This is a genomic window from Cupriavidus gilardii (assembly GCF_013347325.1).
In the GTDB taxonomy this organism is placed as follows: domain Bacteria; phylum Pseudomonadota; class Gammaproteobacteria; order Burkholderiales; family Burkholderiaceae; genus Cupriavidus; species Cupriavidus gilardii.
Window position 1 is genome coordinate 46790 of the sequence record NZ_CP054626.1, and the last position, 17335, is coordinate 64124.

Genomic DNA, 17335 nt, shown 5'->3' on the forward strand with positions numbered 1-17335 from the left:
CCCGTTCGCGGCGCCGGATGTTGCCTTGCCTTCTTCCGATCCCGTGGCAGACGACGCAGGCGCCAGCCGCCTGCGCGCGCCGCGCGATATCACCGATCTGCTCAATTTCCGTCTCGCGGCGCTGGTTGGCGCCAGCGGCGCGGCGGTGATCCGCCTGTGCGAAGGCCAGTACGGGGTGTCGCGCCGCGAGTGGGCGCTGCTCGGGCTGCTGGCCGTGCGCGGCGCGCAGGCGCCGTCGGAGATCGCCGACCAATGCCATCTGGACCGCACGCGCGTATCGCGGGCGATCACGCGCCTGACCGCCAAGGGTTTGATCCGGCGGCAGACACTCGACGGCGACCGCCGCCGCGCCAGCGTCGCGCTGACGCCGGCGGGGCAGGCGCTCTACCGGCAGTTGTTCGACGAGGTGGCGGCGATCAATCGGCGCCTGGTCGAGACGCTATCGAATGAAGAACTGGCGACCCTGGACACGCTGTTGACCGCGCTGACCGAGCAGGCCGTCCGCGTCAAGCGGCAGGTCGCCACCACGGTCAGCACCAACCGCTGGCGTGGCGGCGGCGCGCGGCGCCAATGGACCGCGCCGCAAGACGAAGCCGAGGCTGAGTCGGAGATGGACCCCGCCTCGGACGAAGACAGCGCCGCCCGCTAGCGCAGCGCCTCGCGCGCGCCGCGCCATTTCTCGTGTAGCAGCTCCTCCGGCAGCTCGCTCTCGTCCCAGAATCCCAGCAGGATGCCCTTGCGCACCGATGCGCCGCGCATCGCGGCGATGCGTTCATCGCTGATCGCGGTACGCTGCGACTGCCGTAGTCCCCATTGCGCGAGCGCGAGATACATCCGCTCGCATTGCGCCTGGTGGGCGGGATCGGCGCCGAGGTCGTGCAGCTCGTGCGGGTCTTCGGCCAGATCGAACAGCATCGGCCGGAAGCCGGGCGCGTGAATGTACTTCCAGCGTGCGTCGACGACCATGAACAGCCGCGCATCGAGCGGCGCGACGCCCAGCGATACCGCGGCACCGGTGGCCGAATAGTCGTATTCGCTGATCGCGTAGCGGCGCCAGTTCGCCGGCGCCTGTCCGTGCAGCCAGGGCTGCAGCGCACGTCCCTCGAGCCGGTGCGGTTGCGGCGCGCCGCCGCAGGCCTCGACGAAGGTCGGCACCAGGTCGATCGCCTCGACCAGCGCATCGCACACCGAGCCGCGCGTCGCGTCGGCCGCCGGTGAAGGATCGACGACGATCAGCGGCAGCCGCACCGACGGCTCGTGGAACAGGTCCTTCTCGCCCATCCAGTGGTCGCCCAGGTAGTCGCCATGATCGGACGTGAACACGATCATGGTGTCGTCGAGCAGCCCCTTGTTCTCCAGGAAGCGCGTCAGCACGCCGATCTGGTCGTCGATCTGCGTGATCAGGCCCATATAGGCGGGAATCACCGCCTCGCGCACCTCGTCGCGCGAGAACGCCCGGCTGACGCGCGAGTTCAGGAAGGCCTGATAGATCGGATGCGGCTGCGCGCGCTCGCCCTCGTTGCGGACCGGCGGCGGCACGTCGGCGGCCCCGTACATCGCGTGATAGGGCGCCGGCGCGATGCAGGGCCAGTGCGGCTTGATATAGGACAGGTGCAGGCACCACGGCGCGTCGCCGGCCTGGTCGATGAACTCCATCGCGCGCCGCGTCATGTACGGCGTTTCCGAATGCTCCTCCGCCACGCGCGCGGGCCGGCTCGAATTGCGCAGCAGCCAGCCCGACAGCAGATTGCCGTTCTCGTCCTCGCCAGCGTTGGCCCAGTCGTCCCAGCCGTCGTCGCCGGCATAGCCGAGCTCGCGCAGATAGTCGTTGTAGCGCACCGGCTTCGGATCGTAGCGGCCGGCCGGGCCGCTACCGTGCAGGCCGTCGTCGCGCTCGTACGGATCGAAGCCGCACTCGGCCACGCGCGTGCCGATCAGCGAGTCCGGATCGATGCCGAGCCGCGCCATGCCCTCGGTGTCGGCCGCCATATGGGTCTTGCCGACCAGCACGGTCTGCCGGCCGAGCGGGCGCAGATAGTCGCCCAGCGTCATCTCGCCGACCTTCAGCGGAAAGTTGTTCCAGGCGGCGCCATGCGAATCGACATAGCGGCCGGTGTAGAAGCTCATCCGCGACGAGCCGCAGATCGTCGACTGCGCATAGGCGCGCGAGAATCGCACCCCGCGCGCGGCCAGCGCGTCGATGTTCGGCGTGCGGATGGTCGGATGCCCGGTGCAGGACAGGTAGTCCCACCGCAGCTGGTCGCACATGATGAAGAGGATATTGCGGGCCATCGGCGTCGCTCCTTGCGGTTGCTGCTTGCGGTTGCTGCTTGCTGTTGCTGGCTGCAGTTGCTGTCTGCCTTGCTGTCTGCAGTGGCGCCCGGCCCTTATTGCTGGAAGCCGCTGCGCTTGACCACCGGCTGCCACTGCGCCTTGTAGGCCTTCAGCATGTCGGCGGTCTGCTGTTGCGTGCTGGCCACCGGCTGCATGTTGGCGGCGACGAAACGCTGCTGTACCGCCGGGTCGGACATCACGCTGTAGATCGCCGCCGACAGCGCTTTCACCTTGTCGGCCGGCATCGACTTCGGCGCGAAGAAGGCGTTCCAGCCGTCGGCCGCCAGCTCGATGCCGGTCTCCTTCAGCGTGGGGATGTCCTTGGCGAACGACGAGCGGGTCTTGCCCGACACCGCGAGGATCTTCAGCTTGCCGCTCTGATGCAGCGACAGCACCGCGTCCAGCGTGTCGACGCCGACCGGCACCTGGCCGCCCAGCATGTCGGTGGCCAGCGGCGCCGAGCCCTTGTAGCCGACCACGTCGCCCTTGACGCCGGCGCGCTCGGCCAGCATCAGCGCGAAGAAGTGGGGCAGGCTGCCGGTGGCCGGCACGCCGAAGAAGGCCTTGCCGGGATTGGCCTTGAGCCAGGCCACCAGATGCGACATCTCGCGGACCGGCACCTGCGGGCCGGTGATCACGGCGAAGTCGTAGGACGAGACCTGCGACACCGGCACGAAGTCGGCGTCGGGGTCATAGCTGGTGTCCTTGAACACCAGCGGCGCGACGGTCATCACGGCCGGATTGCCGAGCATCAGCACGTTGTCGGCGGGAGCGGCGTGCTTGAGCTGCTGCGCGGCGAGCCGGCCGCCGGCGCCGGCCTTGTTCTCGACCACCACGGTGACGCCGTACTTCGCCTGCAGCGCCTGGCCGACGATGCGCGCCGCGCGGTCCGAGGCGCCGCCCGGCGCATACCCGACGACAAAGCGCAGCGGCCCGTCGATCTTGCCGATGTTCTGTGCCAGCGCGGCGGGCGCGGCCGCGCTCAGCAGCGCGACGGCCAGCGCCGCGCGGCGGGCCTTGCGGGCCAAGGTTGCGAATGTCATGGCGTCTCCGTGAGGGTCCTTTCTACGAGGATGCGGGCAAATTTAAGCGGGACATCGACGATTGATCTAATCAACTATCGTCGCGTGCGGCTATGGAAAACCCTAGGCGCCGGCATGGCGGCACAGGTTTCGCAAAACTCACTTTCTCGATAAATTGCCGATAAGACGCATCGGGCGCTCCGCCGCGCATATTGGAGGTGCACTCCGGAGCTGCATTCCGGACCCGCATTCCCGGACCCCGCGCGCCTCCTGAATTCCGGACCGACCAACATCATGGCTAGTTGCACGATCCACCGCCTTGCCGAGCGCGCGCTGCTGTGCAGCGTGCCGCCACCCGCGTCGCTCGACGTGCAGCGCCGCTTCTGGGCGATAGCCGACGCCGCCGGCACGTGGCCTGGCGTTGTCGATGCCTATCCCGGCATGAACAGCCTGACGGTGCTGTTCGATGAGGGCGCCGACCCGCTCGCGCTCGAAGCGCGGCTGGCGCAGGCGTGGGAGCGCGCCGACGGAGAAGGCGACGGCAGCAACGCCGGCAGCCATGTCGGCGGCCGCGTCGTCGAGATCCCGGTCCGCTACGGCGGCGACGACGGCCCCGACCTGGCCGACGTGGCCGCGCATACCGGCCTGACGCCCGAGGAAGTGGCGCGGCGGCACAGCGCGGGCAGCTATACCGTCTACTTCCTCGGCTTTCAGCCCGGCTTCGCCTATCTGGGCGGGCTGGACCCGGCGCTGGCCACGCCGCGGCGCACCGAGCCGCGGCTGGCGGTGCCGGCCGGTGCGGTCGGCATCGGCGGCGAGCAGACCGGCGTCTATCCCGCAGCCGCGCCCGGCGGCTGGCAATTGATCGGACGTACCGAATTGCCGCTGTTCCTGCCCGAGCGCGATCCGCCCTCGTTGCTGGCGCCCGGCGACACCGTGCGCTTCGTGGTTGAATCGGTGCGCGCATGATCGAGATCCTTCGCCCCGGCGCGCTGGCGTCGATCCAGGACCTGGGCCGCGACGGCATGCGCCGCTTCGGGGTCGGTGGAGCCGGTGCGCTCGACAGCGTCGCGCTGCGGGTCGGCAACCTGCTGCTTGGCAATGACGCCGGCGCCGCTGCCATCGAATTCACGCTGGGCCGCGTCACGGTCCGCTTCCATGCCGATCTGCGCATCGCGCTGACCGGCGCCGAATGCCGTGCCGATGTCGACGGCGAGCCGGTCTGGTGCTGGCATGCGTTCGACGTGCACGCGGGCAGCACGCTGACGCTGCCGGCGCCCCGCGGCGGCACCCGTACCTATCTGTGCGTGGCGGGCGGCATCGACGTGCCGCTGGCGATGGGCTCGCGCAGCACCGATCTGAAGGCCGGCTTCGGCGGATACCGGGGCCGAGCGCTGCGGCGGGGCGATCGGCTCGCGGCGCTGCGGCCCGGCCCGGGTCCGGCGCCATTGCCGCGGATCGGCGTGCTGGCGCCCCCGTGGGCGTTGCCTTCGCCGTCGTCACCAGCATCCAACGCAGCATCCGCTGACGGCCGCGCGCTGCCGATCCGCATGCTGGCGGGGCTGGAGTACGATCAGTTCGAGACCGAGGCCCAGCAGGCGCTGTGGCAGGCCGACTGGACCGTCACGCCGAACAGCAACCGCATGGGGTTCCGGCTCGAAGGGCCGGCGCTGGCCCGGCGGCGCGGCGCACCGGAACTGCTGTCCCATGGCGTGGTGCCGGGCGTCATGCAGGTGCCGCCGGGCGGCCAGCCGATCGTGTTGATGGCCGATGCCCAGACCACCGGCGGCTATCCGAAGATCGGCGTCGTCATCGAGGCCGATCTGTGGCGCCTGGCGCAGGCGCCGCTCGGCGCGGCGGTGCGCTTTCACCGCGTCGGTCTCGAGGAGGCAGAGGCCGCGCGCATGCAGGTGCAGACCTATCTGCGCCAGGTCGCGCAGGCGGTGGCATGGCAATCCGAGGCGCGGACCGAGGCGCAGGCGCCGGCCGCGCGGCGGCGCGCGATGACGCGCCGGCTGTCACCGGCCGGTGCCACGCCGCCGTGACGCGAGAGCGCCAACGAACGCAGCGAACCAGAAGAACGCAACGAAACGACCGAACCCATCCTGGAGGCCCGTCATGCAGATCGATCTGAACGCCGACCTCGGCGAAGGTTGCGGCAGCGACGAAGCGCTGCTGGCGTTGATCAGCTCGGCGAATGTCGCCTGCGGCTGGCATGCCGGCGACGCGTCCACCATGCTGCAGACCGTGCAGTGGGCGCTGGCGAAAGGCGTCGCCATCGGCGCGCATCCTAGCTATCCCGACCGCGAGAATTTCGGCCGCACCGAGATGCAGCGCGACCCGCGCGACATCTATGCCGACGTGCTGTACCAGATCGGCGCGCTCGCGGCGATCGTCAAGGCCCAGGGCGGCCGCCTTGCCCACGTCAAGGCGCATGGCGCGCTCTACAACCAGGCCGCGCGCAACCGCGCGCAGGCGCAGGCAATCGTCGACGCGGTACGCGACTTCGACCCGCAACTGGTCTTCTTCGGCCTGGCCGGCAGCGTGATGATCGAGGTCGCGCGCGAGGCCGGGCTGACGGTCAAGGAGGAGGTCTTCGCCGATCGCGGCTACAACCCCGACGGCTCGCTGGTCCGCCGCGGCACGCCCGGTGCGCTGCTCGACGACGACGAGGCCGTGCTGGCGCAAACGCTGTCGATGGTCCGCGAGCACAAGGTCCGCGCGATCGACGGCCAATGGATACCGATCCAGGCCGATACCGTCTGCCTGCATGGCGACGGGCCACATGCACTGGCCTTCGCCCAACGGATCCGCGATCGTCTGGGGGAAGAGGGGATTGCGGTGCGGGCTTAGGCAGGCGATATTCTTGCTCGAATTGCCCTGAACTTGCGCGGCGGGTCGAACGGCTGTTGCCTGTGCCGATTTGCCACTTAAACTTCGTACGTTGCAGACAAGCGCGGACGATTGTAGAGGTCGTCAGTATGACGGCAGCCTCGACAGGTGGGCTCCTCGAGTCCGGGGTCTGCAACACTTCCTCCAACGCCCCCGATACAAGCACGATTTGAAGGGCGATCTCTGCTCAGTGCTGCGATGACGCGCCGACATTCGCGTTGGCTGCCGAAAGAGTCGCAGGCTGCTGCCGTCTTCCGGTTCTGGAATATGTGAAAACGGTGACGTCGCGGGAAGGGCGATGGGGGACAGCGCTACGTCGTCTAGCGGTCTGCCCGCGGCGCCCCGCGCTGCCTCCGCCGCTCCCTTCGCCGCGTGAGCCCGAACTGCTCGACGCGCCAGGCGAGATAGCAGAAGGCCAGAAACGGCCACAGCCATCCGAGCCATTGGGCCAGGCCGTTGAAATGGACGAAGCGGCCGAGCCGCCAGCCCTGTTCGGAGACCCAGGCATAGGGATTGGGCGGCAGCACGTTGGTCAGGATCACCAGCGTCAGCAGCGCGCTCATCGCCAGGATGCCGCGCAGCGGGCGGGGCAGGCGCACCAGCAGCACCAGCGCCAGCGTGCCGGTCAGCAGCGCGTAGCGGCCGCCCTCCGACAGCCAGTTGAAGGCGTTGTCGGCGGGAAACTGCAGCTCGGCCGCGAGTCCCTTGAGCAGCAGCGTGACGGCCAGCAGGCCGGCGAGGATGCGCAGCGTCGGCGCCTGCCGGCGCATCGCCACCGAGGCGAACAGCCCGGTGCCGACCCACGCGCAGCCGGTCACCAGCGATTCGAGCAGCTGGTGCTGCTGCATGTCGTCGGGGCGCAGGCCGATGTCCTCCTGCAGCCGCAGGAAACCGGGGAACACCCACTGCACCAGCTGCATCGGCCACGACTCCGGATTGGTCAGCCACTGCCGCACCAGCCCGCCCATGCCGAACAGATGCTCCTGCGGAAAGATCTGCGCGAACGGCCACAGCAGGATCAGGATGATCGCGAAGCTGGCGTGCGACTCGAACCAGGCGATGCGCATGCGCCGCAGCGTGCCGCGATCGATCATCGCACTGGCGAACGGCGCCATCATCGTGCCGCCGAGCAGCGCGCCCAGCGCATTGGTCATCAGGTCGATATTCGATGGAATGCGGTTGGGCAGCCACGTCTGCAGCGCCTCCATCGCGCCCGACAGCACGATGCCGGCGGCGAACGCCAGCAGCGCGGCGCGCGCGCCCGTCACGCGCGGATGCAGCGACAGCACCACCAGCGCGCCGAACGGGCAATAGCCGAGCACATTGGTCAGCAGATCGAAGTCGGTGATGTAGCGCGGCTTGGGCGCATTGAGGAAGGCCCACGGCGAGATGCCGTTGTCGGTCCAGCCGGTGAACGGATACAGGCTGGCGTAGATCATCAGCAGCGTCAGGCACAGCAGGCCGAAGCGCGCCAGCGGCGAATGGCGCAGCATGGCCGCGTTCTCGGGCGGCGCCGCGCCGAGGCGCGGGTCCGCAGGGACGGGAGACGGTGGCAGGTCGTGCTGTTTCATGATGCTGCTTGCCGGCGTACCGGCCCGGCGTACCGGCTGGCGTACCCGCTGATGTATCGGCTCATCGTACCGGCAGCGTCGCGACCCAGTCGATGATTGCCGCGATCACGGCATCGGTGCTGCCGGCCAGCGCGCGCACGCCGCCGGCGCCGTCGGCGCTGGGGGCGGGCTGCTCGGCGGTGAAGGTCTTCTGGCCGATGATGCCGTTGCGCATCACGGTGGCGCGCACCTGCACCACGCCGCGGCTGCTGTCGGCGCTGTCGAAGACCTGCTCGAAGTCGACGATATCGACCTTCAGCGCGGGCGCCTGCGTATCCCCGGCCCAGGTCAGTTCGCCGCGCGCCGACACCGCTTCGCGCAGCCGTTCGTCGAACAGCCGCACCGGCGACATGATCCAGCGCTGCGTGGCATAGGGCTGCAGGCGCTCGGCCTGCGCATAGCGCAGCCGGTAGTGGATCGCACTGCCGTCCAGCCAGGACGGGCCATCGGTGGACAGCACGCGCAGCCGCGGCAGCGTCTTGCCTTGTGCCGGCGCGGCGGTGGGCGGGCCCAGATCGTAGGTGGTGCTGTGCGGCGTGGCAGGCAGCAGCGAACAGCCGGCCAGCAGCGAGGCGGTCAGCAGCGCGCCGGCGCCGAGGCGAAGCATGGCGCCGATGCGAAGCATGGCGCAAGCGCGGGAGAGGCTGGGCAGGCCGGCGAGGCGGGCAGGGCGTGGCAGGACGGCGTCGGTCATGGGCATCGGTTTCCGTGCAGGGTTGCGGTCACGGCGCGGTCGCCGCAGAGGGCGCGCTGAAGCCGTCCTCGCCGGGACCGGGGGGAGTCGCCGAGCCGCCGAACAGCACGCTTTGCGGCCGCTCATTGAACTGGCCGGCAGCGCGGTCCAGGCTGCGGACGGTCTGCCGCGCATCGCGCGCGAGGCCATTGAGCTGCGGCAAGGTCTGGTCGTTCAGATTGTTTGCCGCGTGCTCGACCGAGCCGGCCGCGGCGCGCAACTGCTGGCCGACGCCGTCGACGGTGCGCATCAACGTGCCGTCGGGACTGCCCAGTTCGCGTGTCAGTTGCTGCGTGGACTTCAGCGTCGCGTTCAGGTTCGCGGTGACCTGCGGCAGTTGGCGCGCGGCCGGTTCGAGCGCACGGGCCACGCGCGCATAGTCGTCGACGCCCTCCTTGATCGAGCGGATCGTCGTCATCAGCTCGCGCCGGTTTTCGCCCTGGAACATGTCGTTGAGCGAGGCCATCAGCGATTCGACCTGCGTCAGCAGCGAGTCGCCGCGCCGTTCCAGTTCCTCGAAGAAGCCCGGCCGCATCTGGATGCGGGCGACCGCGCGCGGCGAGGTCTCCAGCGGCGGCGACGGCGCGGTGCTGCCTTCCTGCGCGGCGGTGTCGTCCAGTTGCACGTAGGCGATGCCGGTCACACCCTGCAGGCCCAGCGTGGCATAGGTCGTGCGCGTGATCGGCGCCTCCTTGTCGACGCTGATGCGCACGATGATCTGGCCCGGCACCGACGCATCGAAGCGGATCGACTCGACCCGGCCCACCGTCAGGCCGCGGTACTTGACGTCGGCCTGGGGGCCGAGCCCCGTCACGGTCGAGCGCGTGACCAGATCGTAGGGCACGCGTTCGGTGTGGTCGGTGCCGAACCAGAACAGCGCAAACAGCACCAGCACGGCCAGGCCGATGGTGAACACGCCGGCGAGAAAGGCGTTCGACTTGTTTTCCATCACGACTCTCCAGCGTGGCCGGACACCGCCGCCACGTCCGATGCAGGGTTGGCGCTGGCAGGCAGCGCGCTCAGCGCACGCTGGCCGCGTTCGCCGAGGAAATATTCGCGGATGAAGGGATGGTCGATCTTCACCAACTGCGGGATCGGCAGCGCGGCCAGCACCTTGCGGTCGGCCAGCACCGCGACGCGGTCGGACAGCGCGACCAGCGTGTCCAGATCGTGCGTGACCATCACCACCGTCAGCTTCAGTTCGCGCCGCAGTTCGCGGATCAGCGCGACATAGTCGTCCGACGCCATCGGGTCCAGGCCCGCGGTGGGCTCGTCCAGGAACACCAGTTCCGGCTCCAGTGCCAGCGCGCGGGCCAGCGCCACGCGCTTGATCATGCCGCCGGACAGATCGGCCGGCATCTTGTCGGCGTCGCGCGCCGACAGGCCGACCAGTTCGAGCTTGAGCAGCGACGCCTCGCAGATCAGATTGTCGGGAAGGCAGCGAAGTTCACGTAGCGGCAGCGCGATATTGTCGATCACCGACAGCGACGAGAACAGCGCGCCGCGCTGGAACTGCATGCCCCAGCGGTTGCGCATCCATTGCAGCCGCGCCGGATCGAGCCCGGCGAGGTCTTCGCCGAACAGCCGGATGGTGCCGGCGGTGGGGCGCTCCAGGCCGACGATCTGGCGCAGCAGCACGGTCTTGCCGGTACCCGAGCCGCCGACGATCGACAGCACCTCGTCGCGATAGACCTCCAGGTCCAGGCCATCATGGACGACGGTATCGCCGAAGCGCTTGACCAGGCCGCGTACCTCGATGATCGGCGTGCGTCCGCGTTGCGCGGTGTCCCGGCCGGTATCGACGATCGCCGTCATATGCCGACATCCTTGAACAGGATCGCGAAGATCGCATCGGCCACGATCACCACGGTGATCGCGGTAACCACCGACGCGGTCGTCCCCTCGCCCAGGCTCTGGGTATTGGGTTTGATGCGCAGGCCGAAATGGCAGGCGGTCAGCGCGATCAGCATGCCGAAGGCCACGCCCTTGCCCAGGCCCAGCCACAGGTTCGCGACCGGCACCGCGTTGGGCAGTTCGCGCAGGAAGAACACCGGGCTCAGGCCCAGCTGCATGTTCGAGGCCACCATGCCGCCGACCAGCGCCAGCAGCGCGGTCCAGGCGACCAGCAGCGGCATCGCCACGGCCAATGCGATCGCGCGCGGCATGATCAGCCGGAAACTGTGCGAGATGCCCATCACCCGCATCGCGTCGAGCTCTTCGGTGACGCGCATCACGCCGATCTGCGCGGTGATCGCCGAGCCCGAGCGGCCGGCGACCAGGATCGCGGCCAGCACGGGCCCGAGCTCGCGGATCACCGACAGGCCGAGGATATTGACGATGAAGACGCTGGCGCCGTAGGTCCGCAGCTGGTTGGCCAGCAGATAGGCCAGCACCACGCCGATCAGGAACCCCACCAGCGCGGTGATGCCCAGCGCCTTGTAGCCGATGCTGTAGACGTTGGCCGAGATCTCGCGCCACGGGCCGCGCCGCGGCGCGGCGGCGAAGCGCAGCAGGTCCAGCGACAGCTGGCCCAGCATCGCGACGCCGTTGCCCAGCTGCGAGAACAGCGACAGCATCGACGCGCCCAGCAGCGTGATCGGGTTGAAGCGGTCGACCATCCGTTTTTTCCAGCCGTGCCGCCGCACCGCGGCGATCCGCTCGAACGCGCGGCGCTGGCCGTCGGTGGCCTCGAGATGGGCCGGAAACCTTTCGCCCCAGGCCTGCCACAACAACTGCGCGCCGATATGGTCGAGCCGGCCGATGCCGCCCAGCTGCCAGCGCGCCGTGCCGGGAACGAGGGCCTGCAGCTGCCGGCGCAGGTCATGGGCGCAGCGCTCCTGCGCCAGCGACAGCGCGGTCCAGTCTCCCTGCAACTGCACGGCGGCAGTGCCGTCCTGTTGCGTGACAGCGATGTCCGGCTTCGTATAGCGTTCCAATGGCTGACCGATGTAAGGTGCGAAAGCCGATTTTAAGCCACGCGCCGGCAGGCGCCAAAGTGGACGCGGCTACAATGCGCATGGCCCGATATCGTCGGCCGCCGCCGATTTCCTGCCTCCTCCGCCCGCATGACCACCGCCCCCACCGATTTTTCGGCCGATTCCTCCGCCGATCTCCCCACGCCTTCTCCCTCGTTGCCGCCTGCCTGGCGCATCGATCCGGTACGCCTGCGGGCCGCACTGGTCGAGGACGCGGCGCAGTGGCAACTCGAGATCGTCGACGAGACCGGCTCGACCAACGCCGACCTGGTTCAGGCCTGCCGGCGCACGCCGTGGGCCGAGGCAGACATGCTGCCGGCCGGCATGCTGCGGCTCGCCTACCGGCAGACCGCCGGACGCGGGCGCCAGGGACGGCCCTGGCAGGGCCAGGCGGGCATGACGTTCTCCGTCGCGCTGCCGCTGGCGCTGCCGCCGGCGCGGCTGGCCGGTCTCAGTCTGGCGGTCGGGCTGGCGCTGGCCGAGGCGCTGAACGATGTCGATGCCCGGCTGGGCAAGGCGGTCGGCCTCAAGTGGCCGAACGATCTGCAGATCGACGACCGCAAGCTGGCGGGCATCCTGATCGAATCGGTGCCCGCGGGTCCGCAGCGGGTATGGGCGGTGGTCGGCATCGGCCTGAACCTGGTGCGCGATGCCGCGATGGAGGCCGCGCTCGGCCGCTCTCTGGCCGGCGTCACCGAATGCACGGACCGATTCGATCCGCGGCATGGGCCGACCGATCTGCTGGCGGCGGTGCTGAACCGGCTGGCGGCGATGCGCAACGCCTTTCTCGCCGACGGCTTCGCGCCGATGGCGCGGCGCTGGTCGGCGCGCGACGCCTATCGCAACCAGCCGGTGCGGCTGCTGCACGACGGCGCGGTGCAGGCCGAGGGCATGGCGCGCGGCGTCGATGGCGAAGGCCATCTGCTGCTGGAGACGGCAAGCGGGTTGCAGCGGATCGCGTCGGGCGAACTGTCGCTGCGGCCCGCCAGCGAGGGGGCGCGATGAGCGCGCTCGCCAATGCGAATGCGAGTGCGGATGCCGATGCCAAGGCGGCCGGCACCGTGCTGCTGATCGATATCGGCAATACCCGCTTGAAGTGGGCCTGGTGCGGCGCGCATTCGCCAGGCGCCGCGCCCTCCGGTGCGTTGCCGGTGCCGTGGCGCGCCGCCGGTGCCTGCGGGCACGAAGCCCTGCCCACGCTCGCCGCGGACTGGCGCGCCTTGGCCGATGCCGAAGGCGCACCGCGCGGTGTCTGGATCAGTAACGTGGCCGGGCCCGTCATCGCGGCCGAGGTCGACGCCTTGCTGGCCGATGCCTTCGGCGCTCCGCCGGCGGTGCACTGGGCCCGCGCCACCGCGTCGCACGGCACGCTGGACAACGGCTATCGCGAACCGAGCCAGTTGGGCGTCGACCGCTGGGTCGGCGCCATCGGCGCGCGCCGCCATCTGCCCGAGGGCCATCTGCTGATCGTCACGGCGGGCACCGCGACGACGATCGACGTGGTGCTGGCGCCGGGCAGCGCCGGCGCCGGCACGCCGGCGCGCTCGCGCTTCGCCGGCGGCATGATCCTGCCGGGGCTGGCGTTGATGATGGGATCACTGGCGCGCAATACGGCGCAGTTGCCGGCGGTCGAGATTGCCGAGGCCCAGGCCACGGCGGCGTGGGCGGACAACACCCGCGACGCGATCGCCGCGGGCTGCCTGGCGGCGCAGGCCGGCGCGATCGAACGGGCCTGGAGCGCGCTGACGCGGCGCGGTCCGGCCCGCTGCCTGCTGTCGGGCGGCGCGCGCGAGGCGCTGGCCGGCGCGCTGACGCTGCCGTTCGAGCGGCACGAGAACCTGGTGTTGCTGGGGTTGTCGGTGATGGCCGCGCAGCAGCGCGCGAGCTGAAGACCCGCGCCGCTCGATGGGCGGGGGGCGGACCGCCGGCGGCTTCAGCCGCCTTGCCTGACCTTGTGCAGCAGCTTGGTGGTCGAGCGGTCGTGCAGGAAGGGGATCGCGCGGGCCTGGCCGCCCCAGCTGCGCACCAGCCGGGTCTCTTCGAGCGTATCGATGTCGTAGTCGCCGCCCTTGACGTAGATGTCGGGGCGTACCAGCCGGATCAGCTCGACCGGTGTCTTCTCGCCGAACATCAGCACCAGATCGACCGACTCGAGCGCGGCCAGCAGCGCCATGCGGTCGGCCTCGCCATTGAGCGGGCGGTCGTCGCCCTTGCCCAGCATCCGCACCGAGGCGTCGCTGTTGACGCCGACCACCAGGCAGGCGCCCAGCTCGCGTGCCTGGGCCAGATAGGTGGCATGGCCGCGATGCAGGATGTCGAAAACGCCGTTGGTAAACACCATCGGGCGCGGCAAGGCCGCCAGGCGCCGTTGCAGCACCTGGGGATCGTCGGTCGAAGCGAGCTTGGCCTCGAAGGCCGGAGGGGACAGCGTCATCGCAAGGACGGCGCCGGTGTCAGGCTTCGGCGGGCTTGGTGCCGCCATTGGCCTGCAGCCGCGCGTTCAGTTCCTTGCGATAGCGGTTCAGGTCCTGCACGGTCTCGAAGGTGCGCTCGAACAGCAGCGACATGTTGTGCAGGATGCGGTCGATGACCTTTTTCTCCCAGCCTTCGTCGAAGCGGATCTGCTTGTCCAGCCAGTGCTCGAGCCAGTCCGGATCGGGCAGGCGCGACTGCACGGTGTCGTTCGGGAACAGCGCCTTGTTGACGTGCAGATTGGTCGGGTGCAGCGGCTTCTCGGTGCGGCGCGCCGATGCCATCAGCACGCCGATCTTGGCGAAGGCCGAGCGCGCGTTGTCGCCGAACTGGTTCAGGTATTTCTTCATGTAGCGCAGGTAGGCGCCGCCATGGCGGGCCTCGTCCTGCGACAGCGTGCGGTAGATATGCTTGATCACCGGCTCGGTGTGCCATTCGGCGGCACGGCGATACCAGTGGTTCAGGCGGATTTCGCCGCAGAAATGCAGCATCAGCGTTTCCAGCGGCGGCGCCGGATCGAATTCGAAGCGCACGGCGTGCAGTTCTTCCTCGGTCGGGACCAGATCCGGGCGGAAGCGGCGCAGGTATTCCATCAGCACCAGCGAATGCTTCTGCTCCTCAAAGAACCACACGCTCATGAACGCCGAAAAGTCGGAGTCGTGGCGGTTGTCGCGCAGGAACATTTCGGTGGCCGGCAGGGCGGACCACTCGGTGATCGCGTTCATGCGGATGGTTTTCGCCTGATCGTCCGTCAGCAGGCTGGCATCGAAGGAATCCCAGGGGATGTCCTTGTCCATATGCCAGCGGACCGCTTCCAGCGATTTGAACAGTTCGGGGTAGAGCATGGTAAGCCTTTGAAATTACGGGCAGATTCTACCAGATGCGAATCATTCCTATAGACCTTTTGCTGCCCGTTCGCAAGTTGCCCTGCGAACGGTTCGATGCCGCCTGCCAATGGCGGACCGGGCAGCAGCCTGCCACAGTCAGCTGTCGCCACTGTGAAAACCGCGGAAAACGCGTCAGGCCAGCGCCGAGGCGGGCGGAGAGCCGGCCTCGCTGATCGCCGGCGTGCTGCCCGCGGCCGGCGTGCCGGGGATCACGCCATAGAGGAAAGCGGCCAGTTCGTCGCCCTGCGCCTGCGCATCGCGCTCGCCGAGTGCGATCAGCGCCTGCGTGAACTCGGGCTCGAACAGCAGGTAGCTAGCAAATGCCGCGCCTTTCGCCTCGGTGCCGCCCAGCGGCGCCAGCAGCGCGCGCACGGTGCGGGGAAGCCGCTTGACGTGCTCGATCGCCAGCGCCTCGATCGGCTCGCTCGGCGCGATCGTCATCACCTGCACCGGGCGCCAGCCCTCGCGATCGTTGGCGATCTCCGGCATCCGCGAGAGCAGCGTGTTGATGTGCTGCAGCCGCTCGAGATCCGTCGACAGCCCGTCCAGGAAGATGCTGGCCAGTGCCTGGCCGCCGACCTGCGCCAGCGACGGATAGCCGCCCGCCGGCACGGTGTCGTACCAGCCGGCGCGCGGCGCCGAGGCCGCGCCGATCGCCAGGATGCGCGAGGCGCCGAGATGGATGGCCGGCGACAGCGGCGACATCTGCCGCATGGTGCCGTCGCCGAACCACTCGTGATGGCCGTCGAGTTCCAGCGGCGTGGCGGGAAACAGGAAGGGAATCGACGACGAGGCCAGCAGATGATCGACGCCGATGCGCGCCTCCACCGCGACGCGCTGGCTGCGGCGCCAGGGCTGGATACGGCGGTGCGACTGGTAGAAGGTCACGTGCCGCCCGGTCGAATAGGACAGCGCGGTGATCGCCAGCGCCTGCAGGTGGCCGGCGTCGAGGCTGGCCTGCACGCGGTCCGGATCGAACAGCTCGCTCAGCAGGCTGTCCAGCGGCTTGTTGTCGAACAGCGCGCGCGGCGCGTGCTGCAGCGCCCAGCCGACCGCCAGCGCGGACAGCCAGCGCGCGCCCGAGATGCCGACGCGCAGCACGTCGGTGCGATAGACGTCCTCGGCATGGATGCTGGACCACAGCGCGGCCAGCGTTTCCGTGGCGCGATCGAAGTCGCCGGCGTCGATCGCGAGGCCCGCGCCGTTGATCGCACCGGCCGAGGTGCCGCAGACGATCTCGAACGGATTGCGCGTGCCCGCGCCGTGGCGGGCGGCGATGCGCGCGATGCCGCGCAGCACGCCGGCCTGGTAGGCGGCCCGCGCGCCGCCGCCCATCAGGATCACCGCGGTGGTCTTGCTCGCTGCCAAGGCCGCCTCCGGCGTCAGTGTCCGTTGCTGGCCTTGCCGCGGCGCGCGGTCTTCGCGGGCTTGCCGGCCGGCGCGGGGCCTTTGTCAGGGCTTTCCGTGGCCCCATTCGTCGCGCCATTCGTCGCGCCATTCGTGCCGGCCTTTGCATCGTGGGCGGCGCCGCCCGTGCCGCGGCTGCCTGCCTTGGTTGCCGTCCTGGCGCGGGTCCTGGTTGCCGTCTTCGCCGCGCCCTGGCCGGACCGCGCGGGCGGCTCGGGTGCCGTTGCGCCATGGCCGGGCTGGCCGCCGCCCCGGGCCGATGGTGCCGCCCCGGGCTGCCCCGCGCCGAACCCGCCCAGGTTGTTCAGCGAGGCGAGGCTCGCGGCGGCGGCGCTGCTGGCGATCTGATTGAACTGCTGCTGCAGCATGTCCCACCACAGATTGGCCTGTGGCGGCGGCGCGGCGCCGGCCGACTGCGATGTCCGGCCTGCTTGCGCGGCCTGCTGCCCGCCGCCCGCGGGGGGCGCCTCATGGTCCGGCGGGCTCTGGTCGCCGTCATCATCGTCATCCTGGTCCGGCGTGGCCTCCATCTCGGCCATGTCGGCCAGATCGCTGGGATCGATGCCTTCGGCGCCGGCGGCGGGCTGTGCGGGCGGCGGTGAAGCCGGACGCCGCGGCGGCGCCGCGCTGGGGGCGTTGGCCGCCCGTGCGACGTTTTCCATCGCGCTCTGCAAGGCCTCCGGCGACAGCGCCTCGCCGACGGTCTTCAGCGCGACCAGCGTCGCGCGCTGGACCTCGAGGCCCTGGATCGTCGTTCGCAGCAGATTGGCGTTCAGCTGCAGCCAGCTTTCGACTGCCTTCAGGTCGTGGATGCGCTTGTCGACCTCGTCCAGATCCATCGGCGGCGTCATCGCCTGCAGGCCCGGCATCAGCCCGGTCGGCATGCCGGCCGCGTTGCCCCACATCTTGCGCAGAAATTCGAAGCCGTCGTTGAAATCGGGTATCTGTCCAAACATGGTCTGTGCTCCGCGGTGGGGCGATCGTCATCGGTGGGCGGCACGCG

At 69.7% G+C, this 17335-nt stretch carries 17 protein-coding genes; 6 read left to right on the forward strand and 11 right to left on the reverse strand.

Annotated elements, in window-relative coordinates:
* Positions 1–43: 43 nt before the first annotated feature.
* Positions 44–649, forward strand: a complete 606-nt coding sequence (locus FOB47_RS10440) for a MarR family transcriptional regulator (RefSeq protein ID WP_174781017.1) — start codon at positions 44–46, stop codon at positions 647–649.
* On the opposite strand, the gene FOB47_RS10445 is transcribed toward FOB47_RS10440, so the two are convergent.
* Both FOB47_RS10445 and FOB47_RS10450 read right to left on the reverse strand, forming a co-directional pair.
* The gene (locus tag FOB47_RS10445) at positions 646–2292 is read right to left on the reverse strand and encodes an alkaline phosphatase family protein (RefSeq protein ID WP_174781018.1); all 1647 of its coding nucleotides are present in this window, start codon (positions 2290–2292) and stop codon (positions 646–648) included. The two genes, FOB47_RS10440 and FOB47_RS10445, sit on opposite strands and share 4 nt — an antisense overlap.
* Before the next feature lie 95 nt (positions 2293–2387).
* Complete coding sequence (locus FOB47_RS10450; RefSeq protein WP_174781019.1) at positions 2388–3377, reverse strand: tripartite tricarboxylate transporter substrate-binding protein; 990 nt, start codon at positions 3375–3377, stop codon at positions 2388–2390.
* 273 nt (positions 3378–3650) lie between these two features.
* Between FOB47_RS10450 and pxpB the strand changes: the two genes are divergently transcribed.
* The 3 genes from pxpB to pxpA all read left to right on the forward strand — a co-directional run bounded on the left by pxpB (position 3651) and on the right by pxpA (position 6209).
* Positions 3651–4325 carry a 5-oxoprolinase subunit PxpB gene (gene pxpB, locus FOB47_RS10455; protein ID WP_174781020.1) on the forward strand — a complete coding sequence of 225 codons (675 nt, stop codon included), beginning with the start codon at positions 3651–3653 and terminating at the stop codon, positions 4323–4325.
* Positions 4322–5401, forward strand: coding sequence for a 5-oxoprolinase subunit C family protein (locus tag FOB47_RS10460; RefSeq protein ID WP_174781021.1), 1080 nt, complete (start codon positions 4322–4324; stop codon positions 5399–5401). Before pxpB ends, FOB47_RS10460 begins: the two co-directional genes overlap by 4 nt.
* 73 nt (positions 5402–5474) lie before the next feature.
* Positions 5475–6209, forward strand: coding sequence for a 5-oxoprolinase subunit PxpA (gene pxpA, locus FOB47_RS10465; protein ID WP_174781022.1), 735 nt, complete (start codon positions 5475–5477; stop codon positions 6207–6209).
* A 359-nt stretch (positions 6210–6568) separates the two neighbouring features.
* On the opposite strand, the gene FOB47_RS10470 is transcribed toward pxpA, so the two are convergent.
* From FOB47_RS10470 to FOB47_RS10490, 5 genes are all read right to left on the reverse strand, one after another.
* A complete protein-coding gene (locus tag FOB47_RS10470) occupies positions 6569–7741 on the reverse strand; it encodes a VanZ family protein (RefSeq protein ID WP_390884857.1) in 1173 nt (390 codons plus the stop codon).
* 139 nt (positions 7742–7880) lie between these two features.
* Positions 7881–8483, reverse strand: coding sequence for an ABC-type transport auxiliary lipoprotein family protein (locus FOB47_RS10475; RefSeq protein WP_174782385.1), 603 nt, complete (start codon positions 8481–8483; stop codon positions 7881–7883).
* 97 nt (positions 8484–8580) lie between these two features.
* On the reverse strand, positions 8581–9540 hold the full coding sequence (locus tag FOB47_RS10480) for an MlaD family protein (RefSeq protein WP_170265965.1): 960 nt from the start codon (positions 9538–9540) through the stop codon (positions 8581–8583).
* A complete protein-coding gene (locus FOB47_RS10485; protein WP_053820857.1) occupies positions 9540–10406 on the reverse strand; it encodes an ABC transporter ATP-binding protein in 867 nt (288 codons plus the stop codon). The genes FOB47_RS10480 and FOB47_RS10485 overlap by 1 nt, the downstream gene beginning before the upstream one ends.
* Positions 10403–11527 (reverse strand): MlaE family ABC transporter permease, encoded by a 1125-nt coding sequence (locus FOB47_RS10490; protein WP_174781024.1) that lies wholly within the window; start codon positions 11525–11527, stop codon positions 10403–10405. Before FOB47_RS10490 ends, FOB47_RS10485 begins: the two co-directional genes overlap by 4 nt.
* Positions 11528–11656: 129 nt before the next feature.
* Here FOB47_RS10490 and FOB47_RS10495 point away from each other — a divergent pair, with 129 nt between their 5' ends.
* Positions 11657–12571, forward strand: a complete 915-nt coding sequence (locus FOB47_RS10495; protein ID WP_174781025.1) for a biotin--[acetyl-CoA-carboxylase] ligase — start codon at positions 11657–11659, stop codon at positions 12569–12571.
* Complete coding sequence (locus FOB47_RS10500; protein ID WP_174781026.1) at positions 12568–13455, forward strand: type III pantothenate kinase; 888 nt, start codon at positions 12568–12570, stop codon at positions 13453–13455. Before FOB47_RS10495 ends, FOB47_RS10500 begins: the two co-directional genes overlap by 4 nt.
* 44 nt (positions 13456–13499) lie before the next feature.
* Here FOB47_RS10500 and rfaE2 read toward each other — a convergent pair whose 3' ends face one another.
* The 4 genes from rfaE2 to FOB47_RS10520 form a co-directional block, all read right to left on the reverse strand.
* Positions 13500–13994: a D-glycero-beta-D-manno-heptose 1-phosphate adenylyltransferase gene (gene rfaE2, locus FOB47_RS10505; RefSeq protein ID WP_174782386.1), complete on the reverse strand. Its 495-nt coding sequence runs from the start codon at positions 13992–13994 to the stop codon at positions 13500–13502.
* 25 nt (positions 13995–14019) lie between these two features.
* On the reverse strand, positions 14020–14883 hold the full coding sequence (locus tag FOB47_RS10510) for a ferritin family protein (protein ID WP_053820860.1): 864 nt from the start codon (positions 14881–14883) through the stop codon (positions 14020–14022).
* Positions 14884–15057: 174 nt separating this feature from the next.
* Positions 15058–16260: a patatin-like phospholipase family protein gene (locus FOB47_RS10515; RefSeq protein ID WP_174782387.1), complete on the reverse strand. Its 1203-nt coding sequence runs from the start codon at positions 16258–16260 to the stop codon at positions 15058–15060.
* A 47-nt stretch (positions 16261–16307) separates the two neighbouring features.
* A complete protein-coding gene (locus FOB47_RS10520) occupies positions 16308–17288 on the reverse strand; it encodes a PhaM family polyhydroxyalkanoate granule multifunctional regulatory protein (protein WP_174781027.1) in 981 nt (326 codons plus the stop codon).
* Positions 17289–17335: the final 47 nt, after the last annotated feature.

Excerpts from the sequence above, each read along its gene's own strand:
- FOB47_RS10445 (WP_174781018.1), bottom strand. The coding sequence starts at position 2,292 with ATGGCCCGCAATATCCTCTTCATCATGTGCGACCAGCTGCGGTGGGAC.
- FOB47_RS10450 (WP_174781019.1), bottom strand. The coding sequence starts at position 3,377 with ATGACATTCGCAACCTTGGCCCGCAAGGCCCGCCGCGCGGCGCTGGCC.
- pxpB (WP_174781020.1), top strand. The coding sequence starts at position 3,651 with ATGGCTAGTTGCACGATCCACCGCCTTGCCGAGCGCGCGCTGCTGTGC.
- FOB47_RS10460 (WP_174781021.1), top strand. The coding sequence starts at position 4,322 with ATGATCGAGATCCTTCGCCCCGGCGCGCTGGCGTCGATCCAGGACCTG.
- pxpA (WP_174781022.1), top strand. The coding sequence starts at position 5,475 with ATGCAGATCGATCTGAACGCCGACCTCGGCGAAGGTTGCGGCAGCGAC.
- FOB47_RS10470 (WP_390884857.1), bottom strand. The coding sequence starts at position 7,741 with ATGCTGCGCCATTCGCCGCTGGCGCGCTTCGGCCTGCTGTGCCTGACG.
- FOB47_RS10475 (WP_174782385.1), bottom strand. The coding sequence starts at position 8,483 with ATGCTTCGCATCGGCGCCATGCTTCGCCTCGGCGCCGGCGCGCTGCTG.
- FOB47_RS10480 (WP_170265965.1), bottom strand. The coding sequence starts at position 9,540 with ATGGAAAACAAGTCGAACGCCTTTCTCGCCGGCGTGTTCACCATCGGC.
- FOB47_RS10485 (WP_053820857.1), bottom strand. The coding sequence starts at position 10,406 with ATGACGGCGATCGTCGATACCGGCCGGGACACCGCGCAACGCGGACGC.
- FOB47_RS10495 (WP_174781025.1), top strand. The coding sequence starts at position 11,657 with ATGACCACCGCCCCCACCGATTTTTCGGCCGATTCCTCCGCCGATCTC.
- FOB47_RS10500 (WP_174781026.1), top strand. The coding sequence starts at position 12,568 with ATGAGCGCGCTCGCCAATGCGAATGCGAGTGCGGATGCCGATGCCAAG.
- FOB47_RS10510 (WP_053820860.1), bottom strand. The coding sequence starts at position 14,883 with ATGCTCTACCCCGAACTGTTCAAATCGCTGGAAGCGGTCCGCTGGCAT.
- FOB47_RS10515 (WP_174782387.1), bottom strand. The coding sequence starts at position 16,260 with ATGGGCGGCGGCGCGCGGGCCGCCTACCAGGCCGGCGTGCTGCGCGGC.
- FOB47_RS10520 (WP_174781027.1), bottom strand. The coding sequence starts at position 17,288 with ATGTTTGGACAGATACCCGATTTCAACGACGGCTTCGAATTTCTGCGC.